Source organism: Nonomuraea candida, from assembly GCF_000725485.1.
Taxonomy (GTDB): Bacteria; Actinomycetota; Actinomycetes; order Streptosporangiales; family Streptosporangiaceae; genus Nonomuraea; species Nonomuraea candida.
The window spans coordinates 74077-93821 of record NZ_KL647033.1 but is presented as its reverse complement, the minus strand read 5'-3'; the positions used below and the strand labels follow the sequence as shown (position 1 = coordinate 93821).

The 19745-nt window shown below is 71.6% G+C and carries 19 protein-coding genes and 2 pseudogenes; 11 read left to right on the top strand and 10 right to left on the bottom strand.

Going from position 1 to position 19745, the window contains the following annotated elements:
- Positions 1–28: 28 nt before the first annotated feature.
- Positions 29–301: a 30S ribosomal protein S20 gene (rpsT, locus tag IO39_RS48430; RefSeq protein WP_043640592.1), complete on the bottom strand. Its 273-nt coding sequence runs from the start codon at positions 299–301 to the stop codon at positions 29–31.
- A gap of 109 nt (positions 302–410) precedes the next feature.
- The gene (locus tag IO39_RS48425; protein WP_043640589.1) at positions 411–1403 is read right to left on the bottom strand and encodes a glycoside hydrolase family 18 protein; all 993 of its coding nucleotides are present in this window, start codon (positions 1401–1403) and stop codon (positions 411–413) included.
- Positions 1404–1417: 14 nt separating this feature from the next.
- On the opposite strand from IO39_RS48425, the gene lepA reads away from it, so the two are divergent.
- Positions 1418–3292 (top strand): translation elongation factor 4, encoded by a 1875-nt coding sequence (gene lepA / locus IO39_RS48420; protein WP_052424328.1) that lies wholly within the window; start codon positions 1418–1420, stop codon positions 3290–3292.
- A gap of 55 nt (positions 3293–3347) precedes the next feature.
- Complete coding sequence (locus IO39_RS48415) at positions 3348–3842, top strand: GNAT family N-acetyltransferase (RefSeq protein ID WP_043640583.1); 495 nt, start codon at positions 3348–3350, stop codon at positions 3840–3842.
- 26 nt (positions 3843–3868) lie between these two features.
- Here IO39_RS48415 and IO39_RS48410 read toward each other — a convergent pair whose 3' ends face one another.
- Together IO39_RS48410 and ccmA are read right to left on the bottom strand one after the other, a co-directional pair.
- Positions 3869–5413 carry a DUF6297 family protein gene (locus IO39_RS48410; protein WP_043640581.1) on the bottom strand — a complete coding sequence of 515 codons (1545 nt, stop codon included), beginning with the start codon at positions 5411–5413 and terminating at the stop codon, positions 3869–3871.
- Positions 5414–5450: 37 nt separating this feature from the next.
- On the bottom strand, positions 5451–6074 hold the full coding sequence (gene ccmA / locus IO39_RS58640; RefSeq protein ID WP_043640578.1) for a heme ABC exporter ATP-binding protein CcmA: 624 nt from the start codon (positions 6072–6074) through the stop codon (positions 5451–5453).
- Between the two features lie 285 nt (positions 6075–6359).
- Here ccmA and IO39_RS48400 point away from each other — a divergent pair, with 285 nt between their 5' ends.
- Positions 6360–6677: a hypothetical protein gene (locus IO39_RS48400; RefSeq protein WP_169789250.1), complete on the top strand. Its 318-nt coding sequence runs from the start codon at positions 6360–6362 to the stop codon at positions 6675–6677.
- Between the two features lie 76 nt (positions 6678–6753).
- The gene (locus tag IO39_RS48395) at positions 6754–7377 is read left to right on the top strand and encodes an MOSC domain-containing protein (RefSeq protein WP_043640575.1); all 624 of its coding nucleotides are present in this window, start codon (positions 6754–6756) and stop codon (positions 7375–7377) included.
- Positions 7378–7502: 125 nt separating this feature from the next.
- On the opposite strand, the gene IO39_RS48390 is transcribed toward IO39_RS48395, so the two are convergent.
- Positions 7503–8750 (bottom strand): glycoside hydrolase family 18 protein, encoded by a 1248-nt coding sequence (locus IO39_RS48390; protein ID WP_043640573.1) that lies wholly within the window; start codon positions 8748–8750, stop codon positions 7503–7505.
- Positions 8751–9058: 308 nt separating this feature from the next.
- On the opposite strand from IO39_RS48390, the gene hemW reads away from it, so the two are divergent.
- On the top strand, positions 9059–10279 hold the full coding sequence (gene hemW, locus IO39_RS48385) for a radical SAM family heme chaperone HemW (protein ID WP_043640571.1): 1221 nt from the start codon (positions 9059–9061) through the stop codon (positions 10277–10279).
- Here the strand turns inward: hemW and IO39_RS53910 are convergent.
- From IO39_RS53910 to IO39_RS48370, 3 genes are read right to left on the bottom strand one after another with little or no spacing between them, the layout of a single operon-like run.
- On the bottom strand, positions 10276–11247 hold the full coding sequence (locus IO39_RS53910; protein WP_084774763.1) for a DUF4870 domain-containing protein: 972 nt from the start codon (positions 11245–11247) through the stop codon (positions 10276–10278). The genes hemW and IO39_RS53910 overlap by 4 nt on opposite strands.
- Complete coding sequence (locus IO39_RS48375; protein ID WP_043640568.1) at positions 11244–12056, bottom strand: DUF3097 domain-containing protein; 813 nt, start codon at positions 12054–12056, stop codon at positions 11244–11246. Before IO39_RS48375 ends, IO39_RS53910 begins: the two co-directional genes overlap by 4 nt.
- A 17-nt stretch (positions 12057–12073) precedes the next feature.
- On the bottom strand, positions 12074–12589 hold the full coding sequence (locus IO39_RS48370) for a hypothetical protein (protein ID WP_157549916.1): 516 nt from the start codon (positions 12587–12589) through the stop codon (positions 12074–12076).
- 617 nt (positions 12590–13206) lie between these two features.
- Here IO39_RS48370 and hrcA point away from each other — a divergent pair.
- Genes hrcA through IO39_RS48355 form a run of 3 tightly spaced genes read left to right on the top strand, consistent with a single transcriptional unit; the run spans position 13207 to position 16093 of the window.
- Positions 13207–14220: a heat-inducible transcriptional repressor HrcA gene (gene hrcA, locus IO39_RS48365; protein WP_043640565.1), complete on the top strand. Its 1014-nt coding sequence runs from the start codon at positions 13207–13209 to the stop codon at positions 14218–14220.
- An 11-nt stretch (positions 14221–14231) separates the two neighbouring features.
- Complete coding sequence (gene dnaJ / locus IO39_RS48360; protein ID WP_043640562.1) at positions 14232–15371, top strand: molecular chaperone DnaJ; 1140 nt, start codon at positions 14232–14234, stop codon at positions 15369–15371.
- Positions 15368–16093, top strand: a complete 726-nt coding sequence (locus tag IO39_RS48355) for a 16S rRNA (uracil(1498)-N(3))-methyltransferase (RefSeq protein WP_043640560.1) — start codon at positions 15368–15370, stop codon at positions 16091–16093. The genes dnaJ and IO39_RS48355 overlap by 4 nt, the downstream gene beginning before the upstream one ends.
- 215 nt (positions 16094–16308) lie before the next feature.
- Here the strand turns inward: IO39_RS48355 and IO39_RS51750 are convergent, their stop codons facing one another.
- Entirely contained in the window at positions 16309–16962 is a 654-nt protein-coding gene (locus tag IO39_RS51750; protein ID WP_052424325.1) for a hypothetical protein, read from the bottom strand.
- A complete protein-coding gene (locus tag IO39_RS48345; RefSeq protein ID WP_043640978.1) occupies positions 16959–17471 on the bottom strand; it encodes a SigE family RNA polymerase sigma factor in 513 nt (170 codons plus the stop codon). Before IO39_RS48345 ends, IO39_RS51750 begins: the two co-directional genes overlap by 4 nt.
- A gap of 278 nt (positions 17472–17749) precedes the next feature.
- Between IO39_RS48345 and IO39_RS48340 the strand changes: the two genes are divergently transcribed.
- The 3 genes and pseudogenes from IO39_RS48340 to IO39_RS59555 all read left to right on the top strand — a co-directional run.
- Entirely contained in the window at positions 17750–18094 is a 345-nt protein-coding gene (locus IO39_RS48340; protein WP_043640558.1) for a histidine triad nucleotide-binding protein, read from the top strand.
- Positions 18095–18280: 186 nt separating this feature from the next.
- Positions 18281–18904: pseudogene (locus tag IO39_RS58635) on the top strand (PhoH family protein); the annotation flags it as partial.
- Positions 18893–19717 (top strand): annotated as a pseudogene (locus IO39_RS59555) (LAGLIDADG family homing endonuclease); the annotation flags it as partial. The pseudogenes IO39_RS58635 and IO39_RS59555, both read left to right, overlap by 12 nt.
- Positions 19718–19745 lie beyond the last annotated feature (28 nt).

Sequence of the window (19745 nt, the reverse complement as noted above, 5' to 3'; positions counted from 1 at the left end):
TTGGCGGCGCTTTGCCGGATCGGAACGCTTACTTGGCGGCGGCCAGGGCCGCGGCCTGCTTGGCGATCGCGGACTTGCGGTTGGCGGCCTGGTTCTTGTGGATGACGCCCTTGCTGACGGCCTTGTCGAGCTGGCGGGCGGCGACTCGCTGCAGGGCCACGGCCTGCTCGACGTCGCCCTGCTCGGCGGCCTCGCGGAACTTGCGGACAGCCGTCTTCAGCGAGGACTTGACTGCCTTGTTGCGCAGACGAGCCTTCTCGTTCTGCTTGTTGCGCTTGATCTGGGACTTGATGTTCGCCACGAAGAAGCCTCGGTGAAAGTCTGAAGTGATGGATGGGGCGCGCGGGCTCGAGAGAGGGCGCGCCACACGCAGTTGCCCAGGCTACCAATAACTCAGGCGGCTGCTCAAATCAACGCCATCGCGTCATGTACTCGCGCCAATCCTCCTCGGTGGCCGCGAAGTCCACATAGAGGGCCAGGCCGAAGCGCTCGCGGCGGCCGTGCTCCGACAGCGCCAGCCGGGCGCCCTCGGCGGCCATCGCCACGCTCTCGGCGTGGTCCCCCCATGGTAGGCCGTGGTCGTGGTCGTGGTAGGCCGGGGCGCCGATGTACAGGGCCTTGGCCGCCGGCACCAGGTCCAGGGCGAGGGCGGCCTGGCGGGCCACGTGGCCGCCGTAGAGGGACTGTGACGGGGTGAAGGAGTCGTACGTCATGACCGCCACCTGGTCCACGCGCGCGACGACCTGCCGGAAGTAGCCGGGGGACCAGTATTTGTCGTGACCCAGCACGGCCCTGGCGGTCAGGCGCAGGCCGGGGTACGGCTCGATCTGCGGGGTGGCGGTGGACAGCAGGGCGGTGTGCCGGCGCGTCTGCTCCAGCAGGCCGAGGAACTCGGTGTCGCCGTCGCCGATCGGCTCGAAGTTGTAGTGGATGCCGTCGTAGCCCTGCTCCATGACGGCGGCCACGCCCGCCAGGACGTTCGCGCGGGACCGGGGGTCGTCGAGGTCGAGGCCGTTCTTGACGGACTGGCCGAGCCAGGCGGAGACGCGGACGGCAGGGAGGTGCTCGCGCATCCATTGGATGAAATTTCGGGCGTTGGGGTATTTGGCGGGGTCGAGGCGGCCGTCCCACTCGAAAGGGCCGGAGTGCACGTACACGTCCTTGACGCCCGTGGCCCGCAGCCGCGCCGCCAGCCGCTCCACGTCGCCCTCCGTGCGGCGGCCGTCCACCCAGGCGTGCCCGAGCCACAGGGCGTCGTTGCCGGTGCTCTTGGCCCATGTCTCCGGGGCACCGGTAAACTGGAGGCGGAGCGCGGCGGCGAGGAGGGCGGCCAGCGCGACCACGACGACCAAGGCAAGCGCGAGCAGGCGCAGGCCGCGGCGGATGACGGTTCGGGCAATCACCCGGGCATGTCACCATGGAAGACTGCTTGACCTCAACCCTGTCGAAACGGACTTCGGTGCGCACTCAGCCTGGCCAGACCGACCCCGCGTTGATCCGCAACTTCTGCATCATCGCGCACATCGACCATGGCAAGTCGACCCTTGCCGACCGGATGCTCCAGATCACCGGTGTGGTCGACGATCGATCCATGCGTGCCCAATACCTCGACAGGATGGACATCGAGCGCGAGCGGGGCATCACGATCAAGTCGCAGGCCGTCCGGCTGCCGTGGGACGGCCACGTGCTCAACATGATCGACACCCCGGGCCACGTCGACTTCACCTACGAGGTGTCCCGGTCGCTGCAGGCGTGCGAGGGCGCGATCCTGCTGGTCGACGCGGCGCAGGGCATCGAGGCGCAGACGCTGGCCAACCTCTACCTGGCCATGAACGCCGACCTGCACATCATCCCGGTCCTCAACAAGATCGACCTGCCGGCGGCGCAGCCGGAGAAGTTCGCCGAGGAGCTGGCGGGGCTGATCGGCTGCGACCCGTCCGACGTGCTCAAGGTGTCGGGCAAGACCGGCGAGGGCGTGCGCGAGCTGCTCGACCACGTGGTGGCCTCGGTGCCCGCCCCGGTCGGCGCGGCCGACAAGGCCGCCCGGGCGCTGATCTTCGACTCCGTCTACGACACCTACCGCGGCGTGGTGACCTACGTCCGGGTCGTGGACGGCCACCTGGGCAAGCGCGAGCGCATCCTGATGATGTCGACCAACGCCACCCACGAGACGCTGGAGATCGGCGTCATCTCGCCCGAGCCCAAGCCCGCCGACCTCGGGCTCGGCGTGGGCGAGGTGGGCTACCTCATCACCGGCGTGAAGGACGTGCGCCAGTCGCGGGTCGGCGACACCGTCACCTCGGCCGGCAAGCCCGCCAAGGAGATGCTGGCCGGCTACGAGCACCCCAAGCCGATGGTGTTCTCCGGCCTCTATCCGATCGACGGCGACGAATACCCCGAGCTGCGCGAGGCGCTCGACAAGCTGCAGCTCAACGACGCCGCGCTGGTCTACGAGCCCGAGACCTCGGCCGCGCTCGGCTTCGGCTTCCGGGTCGGCTTCCTCGGGCTGCTGCACATGGAGATCGTGCGCGAGCGGCTGGAGCGCGAGTTCGGGCTGTCGCTGATCTCCACGGCGCCCAACGTGGTCTACCGCGTGGTCATGGAGGACGGCAAGGAGCTGACGGTCACCAACCCGTCCGAGTTCCCCACCGGCGGCAAGATCGCGCAGGTCTTCGAGCCGGTCACCAAGTCCACGATCCTGGCGCCCGCCGAGTTCATCGGCGCGATCATGGAGATCTGCCAGGGGCGGCGCGGCCAGCTCCTCGGCATGGACTACCTGTCCGAAGACCGCGTCGAGATCCGCTACACGCTGCCGCTCGGCGAGATCATCTTCGACTTCTTCGACCAGCTCAAGTCGCGCACCCGGGGCTACGCCTCGCTCGACTACGAGCCGGCCGGCGAGCAGGAGGCCGACCTGGTCAAGGTCGACATCCTGCTGCAGGGCGAGGCGGTCGACGCCTTCAGCGCCATCGTGCACAAGGACAAGGCCTACGCCTATGGCGTCGACATGGCCAAGAAGCTGCGCGAGCTGATCCCGCGGCAGCAGTTCGAGGTGCCGATCCAGGCCGCCATCGGGGCCCGGGTCATCGCCCGCGAGAACATCCGCGCCATCCGCAAGGACGTGCTGGCCAAGTGCTACGGCGGTGACATCAGCCGTAAGCGCAAGCTGCTGGAGAAGCAGAAGGAAGGCAAGAAGCGGATGAAGATGGTCGGCCGCGTCGAGGTGCCGCAGGAGGCCTTCGTCGCCGCGCTGTCCACCGACTCCGGCGGCGACAAGACCACCAAGAAGTAGCCGCGCTTTCAGGGGGCCCGGGTGTGCCCGGGCCCGCGCTGAATACCCTGAAAGCATGGAAGTGGTGCAGACGGCGCGAATGGTCCTATCTCGGGTCACAGCCGACGACCTCGACGCGGTCCACGAGATCCATTCCGACCCGCGCACGAGCGAATACCACCCCAGCGGCCCGGTCACCGACCTGGAGGCCAGCCGCGCCATGCTCGACCTGTGGCTGGCCGACTGGGACGAACGCGGCATCGGCTACTGGGCGGCACGGCTGCCCGGGAAGACCCGCGTGCTCGGCTTCGGCGGGCTGCGCCGCGCCGTCGTGGACGGCGACGAGGTGCTCAACCTCTACTACCGCTTCCGCCCGTCGGCCTGGGGCCACGGGTACGCCGTCGAGCTGGCCCAGGCCGCCCTGCGGATCGGCAAGGACCTGGGCGGCACCGTGGTCGCCGTCATCAGGGACGTCAACGCGCCGTCGCGGCGGGTGGCCGAGCGGGCCGGCATGCACAAGGACCGCACGATCCCGTACGGCGGGCTGCCGAGCGACGTCTACGTCGCCTGACGTCCGTCCCGGCAGCCCTCCACCTGTCACCGGGCCTTGCCGCCGCCCGCTCGCGCCCGCCACAGGTAACCCGCGAGCACCAGGACGCTCGCCACCCCCTGCGCCACCAGGAACGAGGTCAGGTCGGCCGGCGCGGAGGCCAGCGCCGCCGCGGCGGGGAGGGTGCCCAGCAGGGCCAGGTCCGGCCCGGTCGCGGCCCAGAAGAGCGGCCCCGTCGGGATGGCGCCGCCCGGCGTGTCGAGGACCGGCATGGAGTGGTCGATCGGGTCGCGCCTGGCCATCCGCAGGGCGCCGGCGGCCAGCGCGGGCGCGGCCAGCGGCCCGAACAACCACCACGCCGAGCCGCCCGCCAGGAGCCCGCCCGCGGCCAAGGAGTGCCCCGCGCCCGCCCAGGGCGCCGTGGCGGTCAGGGTCACGCCCGCCAGCGCCAGGGCGGCCCACGTCCCGCTCAGCAGCGCCGGCAGTGCCGCGCGGGCCGCGAGCGCCGGCCGCAGGCCCACGCCGGCGAGCCGGGACAGGGCCGGGTTGTCGGCGTCCCTGCGTGTGCCGGACGTGCTCATGGCCGCCACGGCCAGCGCGCCCGCCAGCACGGCGACCCCGAGGGCCGCCGGCGAGCCGCCCGCCTGCGCCAGGACCGCGGGGAGCGCGGCGGTCGCGGCCATCGCCGCCAGCCGCCCGGGCCTGCGGCCCAGCCGCCGCCAGTCCTGCCAGGCCAGCGCGAACGGCGCCGGCAACGACGGCCAGCGCCGCGAGCCCAGCTTCCTGGCCCGCCAGTGGTTGTCCTCGGCGATCCAGGTCAGCGCGCCGGGGTCGAGCGACACGGCCGCGCCCGCCACGTGTCCCGCCCGGGTGGAGGCGGCCATCAGGGCGCGGGTGGGGATGCGGTCGAGTGACGTCCACGCCTGGCGTACCAGCAGGCCAGAGAGCAGGGCCGCGCCCGCCGCGGCGGCGGTGACGGCCGGCAGGGGAGCGCTCGCCGCGATCGCCAGCACCGTGCGCAGCCGGCCGGTCACCGCCACGACCGCCAGCACCAGCAGCACGGCCACCGCGCCGGTCAGCCAGAACCGCCACGACTGCGACGCCTGCCCGAGCACGGCCAGCGCCATCCCGCCCACGGCCGCGGACACGCCCACGACCAGCGCGCCCAGCACCCGCCACACGTGCTGGTCCGGCGCGCCCAGCACGGCCAGCAGCCCGATCCCGAGCAGCGCGCCCGCCACCACCGCGACGCCGAGCAGCACCCGCGCCGTACGGCCGAGCAGGTGCCGCCGGTTCAGCGGGGACAGCAGCAGCCAGGAGGCGTCGGCGCCCGGCAGCAGGACGGGCCCCGCCGCCCGGGCCGCCGCCAGGAAGCCGGCCAGGGTGAGCGCGAGCAGCGCCACGCCCGCGCCCATGCGGGCGGGATCGGCGGGCACGGCCAGGCCGGCGAACATCCCGGACAGGGGCTGCCCGGCCACGGCGATCAGCATGAGCAGGGAGAAGACCGAGACGTACCGGTCCATCAGGGAGGCGGGGAGGCGGCCACGCGAACGCAGATACGCCCGCACCGTCCGCACGCTGGTCTCACTCACGCGGCCACCCCCGGCCGCGCGCTCGCGTCCGCGCAGGTCATGCGCTCACCCCTGACGGGGAGACCTGGCGGCCGATGGCGGCCAGGTCCTGGTCGTGGGTGGCCATGAGGACGGTGCCGCCCTCGCCGGCGTACTCGTCGAGCAGGCCGGCGAGCGCGGCGCGGAAGGCGGTGTCGAGGCCGCGCTCCGGCTCGTCGAGGAGCAGCAGCGTGCTGGGCCGCAGCAGCGTGGCTGCCAGGGAGAGGCGCTGGCGCTGGCCGGTGGACAGGTTGAGCGGCGGGGCGTCGGCCCGCTCCTCCAGCGCGAACAGCTCCAGCGCCGCGTCCACCGTCATCCGGGCCTGCGCGTGTACGGCTCCCATCAGCTCCAGGTGCTCGCGCGCCGTCAGGCCCGGATACCAGGCAGGCTCGTCGCCCAGCAGGGCCACGCTGCCCCAGAAACGCGCGTCGTCGGCAGGCGGCCGTCCGAACACGCGGACGTCGCCGGAGGTGGGCGGCTGGAGTCCGGCCACGCAGCGCAGCAGGGTGGACTTGCCGGAGCCGTTCGGGCCGACGACGGCCACGATCTCACCGGGCGCCACCGTCAGGTCCAGGTCGCGGAGCACGGGATTGCCGCCGAGCTCCACGCTGAGGGCGTCAACACTGACGATCGAGTCGTACACCGTCCGAGCGTATCCATCCCGGACGCCAGCCGCGAAGCCCTCCCATCCCGGACGTCGCCCGCGAAGCCCCTCCAACCAGGACGTCGTCGTGAAGTCTTCCCAGCCCGGACGTTGCTTGGGAAGCCCCCGACCCGCGTGGTCCCGTCCTGGACCTCCGAACCCCACCGCGGCATGCGCCTGGGACGTTCGGGCGGTGGGATGAGCGGGATCCTCGGCTGCGTAGGGATTTTGTCGGTGCCGGCGTCTACCTTCTACTACCGAACACCTGTGCGACTGGAGGGTGACGTGATTGCTTCTGAGCGATTCGAGCGTGCCGCGGTGCTGGGGGTGGCTGTGGCGGAGGAGGCCAGGCGGCTGCTGAGGCTGCATCTGACCGCCGGCGAGGCGGACCCCGACGGCACGGTCCTCGTCGACGTGCCCTATCCCGACGCGGCCGTGGTGGCGGCGCTGCTCGACGTGGCGGCCGAGTGTTTCGGCGAGCGGGGTGACTCGGTGGAGGAGACGCGGCAGGCGGCGCTGGAGACGTTGTTACAGCTCGCCGACTTCGACGAGGAGTCCCAGCTCAACGGGGGCGCGCCGAGTGGCGGCGAGCGGCGGGGGTGACGGCCGGAGGCGCGGGTGAGGGTGGTGGGCGGGAAATGTGGTGCCTGGGGGGATATGTCTCGGATACCGTCCGTTCATGCGCATTCTCTCCGTGAACGTGGGCACGTCGATCGACGCCGAATGGGCGGGAGACCTGGGGCGGACGGCGATCGACAAGCGCGCGGTCGCGCACCGGGTCGCGGTGCTGGCCAACGGGCTGGCCGGGGACGAGCGGGCCGACCAGAAGCACCACGGCGGGCTCGACCACGCGATCTACGCCTACGCCAGGGAAGACTACGACTGGTGGGAGGGCCGGCTGGGGAGGGAGCTGCGTGACGGGCGGTTCGGCGAAAACCTCACCACGTCCGGCGTCGACGTCAACGGCGCCCTGTCGGGCGAGCGGTGGCGGGTCGGCACCGCCGTGCTGGAGGTGACCCGGCCGAGGACGCCGTGCGTGGTGTTCCGCAACTGGATGGACGAGCCCGGCTGGCTCAAGCGGTTCACGGCGGCGGGGCGGCCGGGAGCCTACCTGCGGGTGGTCGAGCCGGGAGAGCTGGGGCCGGGCGACGAGGTGGAGGTCGTCTCGCGGCCCGAGGCGGGCGTGAGCGTGGCCGACTGGTTCCTGGCCCGCCACGGCGACCGGGACGCCCTGCGCCGTATCCTGGCCGTTCCGGGCCATGACGCCACCTGGGACGAACTGGCCGAACGCGCCCTCGCCTGAGTCCGTCTCGATCGGGCGCGCCTTGCGGAGGTCCGAGCCGGAAGCCCGGAGAAGGCGTGGAGCGGGGCATTGACGGGGTGGCCGGGCGGGCGGGCAGGAGACGCGGCGCCCGGCCACGTCGGGTGTCAGCGCAGCACCGCGTACAACGCCGAGGTGAGTGAGGCGCGGGAGTCGTCCTGGTCGATCGACCACATCATCGCCCCGCCGAGCCCCTTGGCCCGGATGTAGGCGGCCTTCTGCAGGAGCACCGCCGGATCGTCGTAGGACCAGAACTCGTTGCCGTCATAGAGCCACATGGCGCCGGTGCGCAGGTCGCGGTAGCGCTTGCCGGGCTTGTTGACCAGGTCCTTGTAGTCCTCGGTGCCGGGCCCCCACTTGCCGGGCGCGGGTCCGGTGGCGGGCTTGTAGAGGCCGTCGCCGCCGCCGGTGACGCCCGTCCAGCCCTGGCCGTACGCGGGCACGCCCACGACCAGCTTGCGGGCCGGGGCCCCGCGCGTGAGGTAGTCGCGCACGGTCTGGTCCACGCTGTACTTCACCGGGTTCGGGTCCCGCCGGTCGGTGAACAGGTTGCCGTTGTGTCCGGTCTGCGGCTCCCAGGTGCCGTGCAGGTCATATCCCTGCACGGTGGCGAAGTCGAGCTGCCTGAACACCTGGCGTACCTCGAAGCCGGCGTCGATCTTGGCGGCGGCGGCCGGCAGGAAGGCCGAGAGCTGCGCGTCCCGCGAGAACTCCCTGAGCTGCCTGCGCAGCTCCGCCACGAACAGCGTGAAGTTGCGCTTGTCCTCGGGCCTGATCACGTTGCCCTCGGCGCCCGACGAGCCCGGCCACTCCCAGTCCAGGTCGATGCCGTCGAAGACGCCGGCGCCCGCGCCGGGTTCGAGGCCGGGCAGGTTGCCGCGCAGCCAGAGGTCGATGCAGGAGGAGGCGAGCGCGGCGCGGGACTCGGGGGTGAGCACGGCGTCGGAGAAGTGCTTGGAGCCGGTCCAGCCCCCGAGCGAGATCATCACCTTGAGCCGGGGGTGCTTGGCCTTGAGCTTGCGCAGCTGGTTCAGGTTGCCGTTGAGCGCCTGGCCGGGCGCGTCCGCGACCCCGTCCACGCTCTGCTCGGCGGGCACCGGCCGCTGCCAGTCCGCCCAAGGGTCGGACGAGTAGCAGGCCGCTTCGGCGCTCACGAAGCCGAACGCGTAGTTCAGGTGCGTGAGCTTGGCCGCGGCGCCGGAGGCGTCGACGTCCTTGACGTGGTAGTCGCGCCCGTAGACGCCCCACTGGATGAAGTACGCGACGCGTTTGAGGCCGGCGCGGGCCTCGGCGGGCACGGAGACCGCCGAGAGGCCGAGTAAGAGCGACAGTGCGATCAGGATCTTCTTCTTCACGAGCTTGCTCCCGGACTGCGCACTTATATAGGAAACTTTCCTATAAGTTGAACGCGATCGTAGAGCGGCCGCCCGCCATCGTCAACGATCGGCGCGATCTCCGACGTCCGGGACGGTCGCGGAGGGAGCGCTCGTGGCGGGGACGGTTGTGGCGGGGACGGTTGTGGCGGGGACGGTTGTGGCGGGGAGGGCGGTTGCGGAGGGGGGCGGTCCTGCCTCCGTGCCGCTCGCGGCCGTTCATGAACGCCGGAGACCGGGCGCGCCGAGAGGTGGATCGGAGCACTCGCGGAGGCGGGCAAACTGGAGGCGTGCCATCCACCCTGCCTGACGGCGATCCCGCGCCCACCTCGGGCGAGCTGCCCGACAGCGCCCTGAGGGGCCTCGGCGAGCGCCCGTTCGGCTTCTACGTCCACGTGCCGTTCTGCGTGACGCGCTGCGGCTACTGCGACTTCAACACCTACACCGCCGCCGAGCTGGGGCCGGGCGCCTCGCACCGCGACTACGCCGACACGGTGGTCGCGGAGGTCCGCCTGGCGCGCCGCGTCCTCGGCGCCGCCGAGCTGCCGGTGGAGACGGTGTTCTTCGGCGGTGGCACGCCCACCCTGCTCCCCCCTGAAGACCTGGCCAGGATCCTGGCCGCGATCGAGTCCGAGTTCGGGCTCGCGCCCGGGGCCGAGGTCACCACGGAGGCCAACCCCGAGTCCGTCGACCCGTCCTCGCTGGAGAAGCTGCGTCACGGCGGGTTCAACCGGATCAGCTTCGGCATGCAGAGCGTGCGCGAGCACGTCCTCCAGGTGCTCGACCGGCGGCACACGCCCGGCCGGGCCGCCGCCGCCGTGCGCGAGGCCAGGCAGGCCGGGTTCGACCACGTCAACCTCGACCTGATCTACAGCACGCCGGGCGAGTCCGACGACGACTGGCGGGCCTCGCTGACCGCGGCGATCGAGGCCGGGCCCGACCACGTGTCGGCATACTCGCTGATCGTCGAGGAGGGCACCCGGCTGGCGGCCCGGATCCGGCGCGGCGAGCTGCCCCTGCCCGACGACGACGTGGCCGCCGACCGCTACCTCATCGCCGACGAGCTGCTGGCCGAGGCCGGGTTCCGCTGGTACGAAGTGTCCAACTGGGCCGTCTCCGACCAGGCCCGCTGCCGGCACAACCTGCTCTACTGGACCGGCGGCGACTGGTGGGCGGCCGGCCCCGGCGCGCACAGCCACGTCGGCGGCACCCGCTGGTGGAACGTCAAACACCCCGCCGCCTACGCCCAGCGGCTGGCCGCGGGCGCCTCGCCCGCCCACGCGCGCGAGGTGCTCGGTCAGGAGGACCGCGACGCCGAGCGGCTCATGCTGGAGCTGCGGCTCGACTCCGGCTACCCGCTGGCCGAGGTGGCGCCGGGCGCGCGCCCGGCCGTGGCCGGCGCTCTGGCCCGCGGGCTGCTGGAGCCCGAGGCGTTCAAGGCGGGCCGGATGGTGCTGACCCTGAAGGGACGGCTGCTGGCCGACGCCCTCATCAGGGACCTGCTGGTCTAGGTGATCAGGCGGATGGCGAACGGGTAGCGGTAGTTCTGGCCCTTGTTGCTGGCCATGGCCGCCTGGATGTGGAAGACCAGGGACAGGATCCAGACGATCGGCAGCAGGATGAGGCCGATGAAGATGACCGTCAGGATGCCGGCGACGAGGTAGCCGACGAACATCGTGATCTGGAAGTTCAGCGCCTCCGCCGCCTGGTCCCTGACATATGCGGACTCGTCCTTCTTCATCAGGTAGATGACCAGCGGGCCGACCCAGGAGACCAGCAGGCCCAGCAGGTGCGACAACATCGCCATCGTGGTGTCGTCGGTGCCGGGGCGGGGGCCGTACCTGCCCGGGATGTACGGCTCTCCCGGCGCCTGGGCGTACCCGTGACCGTAGCTGTAGCCGTAGCCGGGCTGGTGGTTCGGCGGGGGAGCGTAGCCGGGCGGCGGCTGGCCGTATCCGCCTGGCTGCCCGTATCCGCCTGGCTGCCCGTATCCGCCTGACTGGCCGTATCCGCCTGACTGGCCGTATCCGCCGGGTTGGCCAGGGCCGCCGGGTGGCTGGCCGTAGCCACCGGGTTGCCCGTAACCACCGGGTTGTCCGTAGGCGCCGGATTGCCCGTATCCGCCGGGCTGTCCGTAGCTTCCGGGCTGGGCGTACCCGCCGGGCTGGTCGTAGCCGGGGAGCGGTGGCTGCCCGTAGTCCGGGGCCGAGCCCGGCTGCTGGCCGTAAGGAGTGTGACCGCCGTAGCCCGGCTGGGAGCCGGGCTGCTGACTGTAGCCCGGCTGGGAGCCGGGTTGCTGACCGTAGTCGGGTTGCCGACCATGACCGGGCTGGGAGCCGGGCTGCGCGGCGTGGCCCGGGTGTTGGTGCTGGGGACCGGAGGCGAGGTTCGGCGGGAGGTCCGAGGGGGAGACCCGGCGGGTGGCGTCGTCGTCCGGTGGCGGCTGCGGGTCCTGGTTCTGGGACGGGTCCTGGCTCATGGTGCCTCCGTAACGAAGTCGATCAGTTCCTCGACCCGGCCGAGCAGCTCCGGCTCCAGGTCCGTGTACGTGGATACGGCGCCGAGAATCCGCCGCCACGCCTGCGCGGGCTCCATGCGCCAGCCGAGCGCCGCGATGACGCCCTCCTTCCACGGCACCCCGCGCGGCACGTCGGGCCAGGCCGGGATGCGCAGCACGGACGGTTTGACCGCCTGCCAGATGTCGATGTACGGATGCCCCACCACGAGCACGTCCGGCGAGGTGATCTCGGCGGCGATCCTGCTCTCCTTGGAACCGGGCACCAGGTGGTCGACCAGCACGCCGAGCCGGCGGCCCGGCTCGGGGGCGAACTCCGCGACGATGGCGGGCAGGTCGTCCACACCCTCCAGGTATTCGACGACGACGCCCTCGACCCGCAGATCGTGGCCCCAGATCTTCTCCACGAGCGCGGCGTCGTGCACGCCCTCCACGTAGATCCGGCTCTGCCTGGCCACCCTGGCGCGCAGCCCCTCCACGGCGATCGAGCCCGAGGCGCTGCGCCGGGGGCCGGCGGAGGCGGGGGCGGCCGTGGGGCGCACCAGGGTCACGGGCTTGCCGTCCAGGAGGAAGGCGGCGGGCGCGAGCGGGAACAGGCGGCGCTTGCCGAACCGGTCCTCCAGCGTGACGGCCTCCTTGTCACAGGCCACCACGGCCCCGCAGAAGCCGCTGTCGGCGTCCTCCACGACCAGGTCCGGCTCGGCGGGCACCTTCGGGATCTTGCCCTTGCCCGGCCGCCGCCAATTTCCCGCCAGCACATCGCCCTCGTACACACGGGGACCGTAGCAAATCACCCGCCGACCGCAAGGCGCCTGCGCGCGCTCCTGCGGCGCACCAGGACGGCTATGGTGCCGCCGATCGCGGCGAGCAGCCCGGCGCCGGGGATGAGGATCAGCCCGGCGAGCCCGCCCGCGATGCCGTCCGCGGCGGAGAAGGCGTCGCGGCCCACGCCGTACCGTACGGTGGCCTGCTCCTGGTTGGTGCAGGTGAGCAGGTAGTCACCCTTGGCCGGCGCGTTGATCACGAGGAACTGCTCCCACACGGCGTCGCCCGTCGTGACCGTCCGGCTGCCCGTGGTCCTGGCGAGCCTCGCCTGGCCGGGGCCGCCGGAGATGGAGCAGTCGTAGGTGACGCGGGTGTCACTCGCGATGTAGACGCCGGGCTTGTCGGCCGGGTCGATCGGCACGGTGACGCTTTCGCCGGACGCGAACGTCTTGGTCGGGGCCAGGTCCGCCAGGTCCGTCAGGCCCCCCGCGAACACGAACGCGCCGGCCGCCACGCACGCCAGGAATATCCCCCAGGGCACCGCGAGCCACCACAGGCGGGGCTTGACGGCTTCGGCGTCGATCCGTTGCGGGATCGGGGCCTGCTGGCCGCCGTATGGGCCGTATGGGCCGTATTGGGGTGGCGGGCCGAACTGCGTGGGCTGCCCGTACGGCGCCGCCGGCTGCTGGTACGGCCGTTCCCCGGCCGGCGAAGGCCAGTGCGGCGCCGTCTGCCCCGGCCCGGACGGCGGCCCCGGCTGCGACCCGGGCTGCGGGCCATAACCGGGCTGGGAACCCGGCTGGGGGCCATAGCCCGGCTGGGAACCCGGTTGGGGGCCGTAACCCGGCTGGGAACCCGGCTGGGGCCCGTAACCGGGTTGGGAGCCGGGCTGGGGGCCGTACTGAGGAAGTCGTGGCTGACCGGGGTGAGGCTCCTGTCCAGGCGGAGGGCCGTACGACGGGGGCTGTGAATTGTCGGTCATGTGGGCAAGTGTGAAGCCTGTCGCTTCGAAGATGCTAGAAGCAGGATGAGGGACGCGGTGTTATCGCACCTTGTGGGCGAGAGCCGTACACTTGGCACTCGGGAACACAGAGTGCTAGACACCACGTTTCTTCTAGAGGCGCGTTCCTGATAGAGACAGAGGCAGGAGGTGAGCACGTGCTCGACGATCGGAAATTGGCGGTGCTCCGCGCCATTGTCGAAGACTACGTGTCCACCAACGAACCGGTGGGCTCCAAGGCGCTTGCCGAGCGCCACAATCTGAAGGTCTCCCCCGCGACGGTCAGGAATGACATGGCCGCGCTGGAGGAGGAGGGCTACATCACCCAGCCGCACACCAGCGCCGGCCGGGTGCCGACCGACAAGGGCTATCGCCTGTTCGTCGATCGGCTGTCGCAGGTCAAACCCCTGTCGGCGGCCGAGCGCAGGGCGATCGAGACGTTCCTCGCCGGCGCGGTCGACCTCGACGACGTGGTCTTCCGCACGGTGCGGCTGCTCGCGCAGCTGACCAGGCAGGTGGCGGTCGTGCAATACCCCACGCTGACCCGCTCGACCGTCCGGCACGTCGAGCTGGTCCCGCTGAACGACCGTCGGGTCATGCTCGTGCTGATCACCAACACCGGCCGCGTCGAGCAGCGCGTGGTCGAGCTGCCCGAGGTGGTGGACGAGACGCGCGTCGCCCATCTGCGCGCCGTGCTCAACTCCTGCCTCGACGGCTGCGGCCTGAGCAGCGTGCCCGAGCTGGTCGCCGACCTGCCCGAACGGCTGGCTCCGGAAGACCGGCCCGCGGCGGCGACGATCCTGTCGGTGCTGCTCGAAACGCTGGTCGAGCGGCACGACGAGAAGATCGTGTTCGCCGGTGCGGCCAACCTCGCGGGCGCCGACTTCACCACCGGCCTGCGCGACGTGCTGGAGGCGCTGGAGGAGCAGGTCGTCCTCATGCGGCTGCTCGGCGAGACTTCCACAGACACCCCGTCCGCGCTCACCGTGCGCATCGGCTCGGAAAACCCCTATCTGCGGGGGACATCCATCGTCGCCACCGGATACGGTTCTGGCGACAACCAACTGGCCCGGCTCGGCGTGCTGGGGCCGACCAGGATGGACTATCCCGTGACGATGGGCGCCGTACGCGCGGTGGCACGCTACGTCAGCCAGATCCTGGCTGCATCATAAGAGGTCGATAAGTGGCAAACAGCGACTACTACGCCACCCTCGGGGTGCGCCGTGACGCAAGTCAGGACGAGATCAAGAAGGCCTACCGCCGCCTCGCCCGCGAGCTGCACCCCGACGTGAACCCCGATCCTGAGACCCAGGAGCGGTTCAAGGAGATCACGCAGGCCTACGAGGTGCTGTCCGACCCGAACAAGCGCCAGATGTACGACCTGGGTGGCGACCCCTTCGGCGGCGCGGGAGCGGGAGCCGGCGCCGGAGGCTTCGGGGCGGGCTTCCCGTTCAGCGACATCATGGACGCCTTCTTCGGCACGGCCACCGGCGCCCGCGGCCCGCGCTCGCGCGCCCGCAGGGGCCGCAACGCCACCATCCGGGTCGAGCTCGACCTGCGCGAGACGGCGTTCGGCACCACCCGCGAGCTGGTCGTCGACACGGCCGTGCTCTGCGAGGTGTGTCACGGCGCCGGGGCCGCGCCCGGCACCCACCCCGACACCTGCGACATGTGCAACGGCCGCGGCGAGATCTCCCAGGTCACCCGGTCGTTCCTGGGCCAGGTCATGACCTCCCGCCCGTGCCCGCAGTGCGGCGGCTTCGGCACGATCATCCGCCACCCCTGCCAGGAGTGCTCGGGCGACGGCCGCGTGCGCACCCGCCGCACGATCAAGGTGCGCATCCCCGCCGGCGTCGAGGACGGCACCCACATCCAGCTCGCCGGCGAGGGCGAGGTCGGCCCCGGCGGCGGCCCGCCCGGAGACCTGTTCCTGGAGATCGTCGAGCGCGCCCACGAGATCTTCGAGCGGCGCGGCGACGACCTCCACTGCACGGTGCAGATCCCGATGACGGCCGCCGCGCTCGGCACCATCCTCGCGGTGGAGACCCTCGACGGCACGGAAGAGATCGACGTGCGACCCGGCACGCAGTCCGGCCAGGTCATCACCATGTACGGGCGGGGCGTGCAGCGGCTCAACGAGTCCGGCAGGGGCGACCTGCTCATCCACGTCAACGTCGAGACCCCCACCCGGCTCGACGCCGCGCAGGAGGAGCTGCTGCGCGAGCTGGCCAAGCAGCGGGGCGAGGAGCGGCCGCCGGGCAAGTTCGCGCCGGGGCAGCAGAGCTTCTTCTCCCGCCTGCGTGACGCCTTCAACGGCCGGTGACCGCGCCCGTCTTCCTGGCTCAGGACCTCGACGGTCCTGAGCTGACCCTCACCGGCCCCGAGGGACGCCACGCGGCCTCCGTGCGCCGCCTGCGGGCCGGCGAGCGGGTCGACCTCACCGACGGCGCCGGCACGGTCGCCGAGTGCGTCGTGCGCGAGGCGCTGAAGGACGCGCTCCGGCTCGACGTGCTGCGCCGCTACGAGGTCGAGGCGCCCCGGCCCCGCCTCGTCGTCGTCCAGGGGCTGCCCAAGGGCGACAGGGGCGAGCTGGCCGTGGAGATGATGACCGAGGCCGGTGTCGACGTGATCGTGCCCTGGTCGGCCGGGCGCAGCATCACCCAGTGGAAGGGCGACAAGGTCGCCAAGGCGCTGGGCCGCTGGCGCGCCACCGCGCGCGAGGCCGGCAAGCAGGCCCGCCGTTTCCACCTCCCCGAGGTGGCCGACCTGGCCACCACCGCGCAGGTCGAACGGTTGCTGTCGGAGGCGGCGCTCGGGCTGGTGCTGCACGAGGAGGCGGCCGAGCCGCTGTCCGCCGTGGCGCTGCCCGCCGGCGGCGACATCGTGATGGTCGTGGGGCCGGAAGGGGGCGTCTCGGAGGAGGAGCTGGCCGCGTTCACGGCCGCCAAGGCCACTCCGGTGCTGCTCGGCCCGACGGTCCTGCGGACGTCCACGGCGGGCGTGGCCGCGGCAGCGGTCCTGCTCACCCGCACGGGACGCTGGTGACCCAGGCCGCGAGGACGCGCGCGTAGAGAGAGCGGGCGTGCGGGTGAAGGTGCACGGTCAGAGAGAGCGCGTGCGGGTGAAGGCGCACGGTCAGAGAGAACGGGCGTGCGGGTGAAGGCGCGCGGGCAGAGAGCGCGGGCGTGTGCGGACGTCCGAATCAGAGGACGCGCGGGCCGGGGGACGGGCAGGTCAGAGGGCGCGGGTCAGGGCGCGGGTCAGGGCGTCGTCCGGGAGTGGTCCAGCAGCGGGCTCTCCCCGTCGGTCGGGGTCTCGGTCACCTCGTCGGGCGCCGGGCACTCCTCGGGCGGGCACTCCGTGGGCGGCGCGCCGGTCTCTTCCATGGTCGGCGCCGGCGTCGGCGTGGGGGAGGCCGAGGGGCAGTCGGCGGGCGGCGTCGCCTCCTCCACCTGCGGGGAGGGGCACTCGGTCGCGGCCGGCGTGGGCGAGGGGGACGGTCTGCTGGTGGACTCGGACTTCGGGGTCGTACGCGGCGAGGGCGGCTCAGGGGTGTCGGGGATCACCACCGGTTGGGAGTGCACCGGGAGCGGGTCGCGCGACGGCGGCTGGTGCGAGCGGGTGGTGGAGGAGTTGGACGGGACCTTGGTGGACTCGTCGTCGATGACCTGCACCGGCCTCGGGTCGATGACCTGCGAGCGCAGCCCCGGCACCGCCATCACGATCGCGCCCGCCACCAGCACCGCGCTCGCGGCGGCGGCGCCCGCCCGCCACCAGAACAGGTTGCGCGCGCCGCGCCGCTCGATCCGGGCGCGGATGACCTCCAGTCCGTCCGGCGAGGGCACGACCGCGTCCGCCTCCGCGCGGAGCGCACGGCGCAGCAGATCGCCGTACTCGTCGGGGGGCTGGGTCATGACATCTTCTCCAGGACCGATCGCAAGGCGGCCATGCCACGCGCAGTGTGGCTCTTGACCGCGCCCTTGCTGATGCCCATGGCGTGGGCGATCTCAGCTTCGGACAAGTCACCGTAGTAGCGTAGGACCAATGCCTCTCTCTGCCGGGTCGGCAGTGCGCGTAACGCGTCGATGACGGCGGAGCGCTCCAATTCGCCGATCGCGCCGTTCTCGGCGCTCGGCGCGTCGGGCAGACCTTTCGGGGCATATTTCTCGACGACCGCGCGGTGCCGCAGCACGGACCTGGACCGGTTGACGACGGACTGACGCAGGTAGGCGAGCGCCTTGTCGGGATCGCGCAACCGGCGCCAGGCGCCATGAATGGCGACGAACGCGTCCTGCACGACTTCCTCGGCTGTTGCCATGTCGCGCACCAGCAACACAGCGAGACGCACCAATGACCGAAAGTGCGCGCTGTAGAGCGCGGTCACGGCCATGTCGGCATCCCATCCGACCGGCACCGCCCCCATCGACCTGTCGGCCAGAAGGGTTTCGGTGGTCACATCAGTGGGACGCGCGGCCTTCCCGATGGGTTTACGCTCTTCCGGTTCTTGAGGTTTCCCCGGTTCGTTAGGGTGCATTACCCAGTCGTGTCCTCGCCAGGTGGCGCTCGCCCGACCCTGAATCGTCTTTTCCGCTTGAAGTCTCGCCCTCTCACCCTAACCTCGTTGATCTTCCCGCGCACGACACAGGTGATTACCGATTCGCAACGGACTTGCCGGCCGCGCGTGCTCGATAGGGTGATCGCGTGAACGATTGTCTCTTCTGCAAAATCGTCGCCAAGGAGTTCCCCGCCGAGATCGTTTATGAGACCGGCAGGACCCTGGCCTTCCGCGACATCAAGCCGCAGGCGCCCACCCACGTGCTGGTCATCCCCAAGGCGCACCACGCCGACGCGGCCGCCCTCGCGCAGGCCGACGACGGGCTGGCCGACGAGGTGCTCAAGTCCGCCCACGAGGTGGCCGTCATCGACGGCGTGGCGGAGGAGGGCTACCGCATCGTCTTCAACACCGGGCCGGCCGCCGGGCAGACCGTCTTCCACGTGCACGCCCACGTCCTCGGCGGGCGCGACCTGACCTGGCCGCCCGGATGACCCGGACGCGGTGATATTGGCGCGAGCAATCGGCCTGGCCCCGGATACGATGGGCGGAGAAGAACTCCGAAAGAGACCGGGAGGCATCAGGCCGCTGGCCTGCCCATGTCCGAACTACACGAATCCCGACGCACGGCACCTCCTTCGCGGACTCAGGCGAAGGTGCTGATACCGGACGAATACCCGATGGTCAGCCTCCTGGGCTCCCGAGACGAGCTGCTCCGCGTCATCGAGGGCGCCTTCAGGGCCGACATCCACGTGCGCGGAAACGAGATCACCGTCACCGGCAGCCCCGACGAGAGCGGCACCGTGGTGCGCCTCTTCGAGGAGCTCGTCGAGGTCCTGCGCAGCGGCGGTGAGCTCACCCCCGACGCGGTCGAGCGCAGCATCGCCATGCTCCGCATGACCTCCGACCGGCCGGCCGAGGTGCTGTCGCTCGACATCCTCTCCTCGCGCGGCCGCACCATCAGGCCCAAGACCGTCAACCAGAAGCGTTACGTCGACGCGATCGACAAGCACACGGTCGTGTTCGGCATCGGGCCCGCGGGCACCGGCAAGACCTACCTCGCGATGGCCAAGGCCGTGCGGGCGCTGCAGGAGAAGCGGGTCAACCGCATCATCCTGACCCGGCCGGCGGTCGAGGCGGGCGAGCGGCTCGGCTTCCTGCCCGGCACCCTCTACGAGAAGATCGACCCCTACCTGCGGCCGCTCTACGACGCGCTGCACGACATGGTCGACCCCGACTCGATCCCCAAGCTCATGGCCGCGGGCACGATCGAGGTCGCGCCCCTGGCGTACATGCGCGGCCGGGCGCAGCCGGTGAGCACGGGTGTGCTGACCCCGGACGGGTGGCGCCCGATCGGGGAGTTGCAGGTCGGTGACCTCGTCATCGGTTCCAACGGCGAGCCCACTCCCGTGCTGGGGGTCTATCCCCAGGGCGAGAAGAAGATCTATCGGCTCCACAGCCAGGACGGCGCCTCGGTGCTGGCCTGCGAGAACCACCTCTGGACGGTCCGCACCCGCGACGACGCCAACCGGGGCAAGCCGTGGCGCGTGCTGGAGACCAAGGACATGATCGGCGACCTGCGGACCGCCCACTACCGCAAGTGGGAGTTGCCGACGCTCACCGCACCGGTGCACTTCCCCGAGCGTGACGTCCCGATGGACGCGTACGCGCTGGGCCTGCTCCTGGGCGACGGGTGCATCACCGGCACGACGACCCCGAGTTTCGCCACGAACGACCCAGAGCTCGCCGAGGCGCTCGAGCGCGCTCTTCCCGGCGTGCGGATGCGCTGGAGGGGCGGACCGGATTACGTGATCAACCGGGTGAGGCGGCCCGGGGACAGCATGACGATCGCCAATCCGGTCACCGAAGTGATGCGGGAGCTGGGCCTGGCGGGCTGCCGATCGTCGACGAAATTCGTGCCCGAGGTCTATCTCCGCAACACGCCGGAGATCAGGCTCGCGGTGCTGCAGGGGCTGCTCGACGCGGACGGCGGCCCGGTCACGCAGCAGGGCCGGACGTGCCGCGTGCACTTCGCCACCGTCTCGTCCCGGCTCCGTGACGACGTGGTCTTCCTCGTCCGGTCACTCGGGGGTGTCGCCTACTGGCGCACGCGCCCGGCGAAGGATCGCCAGCCGGGGCTCGCGA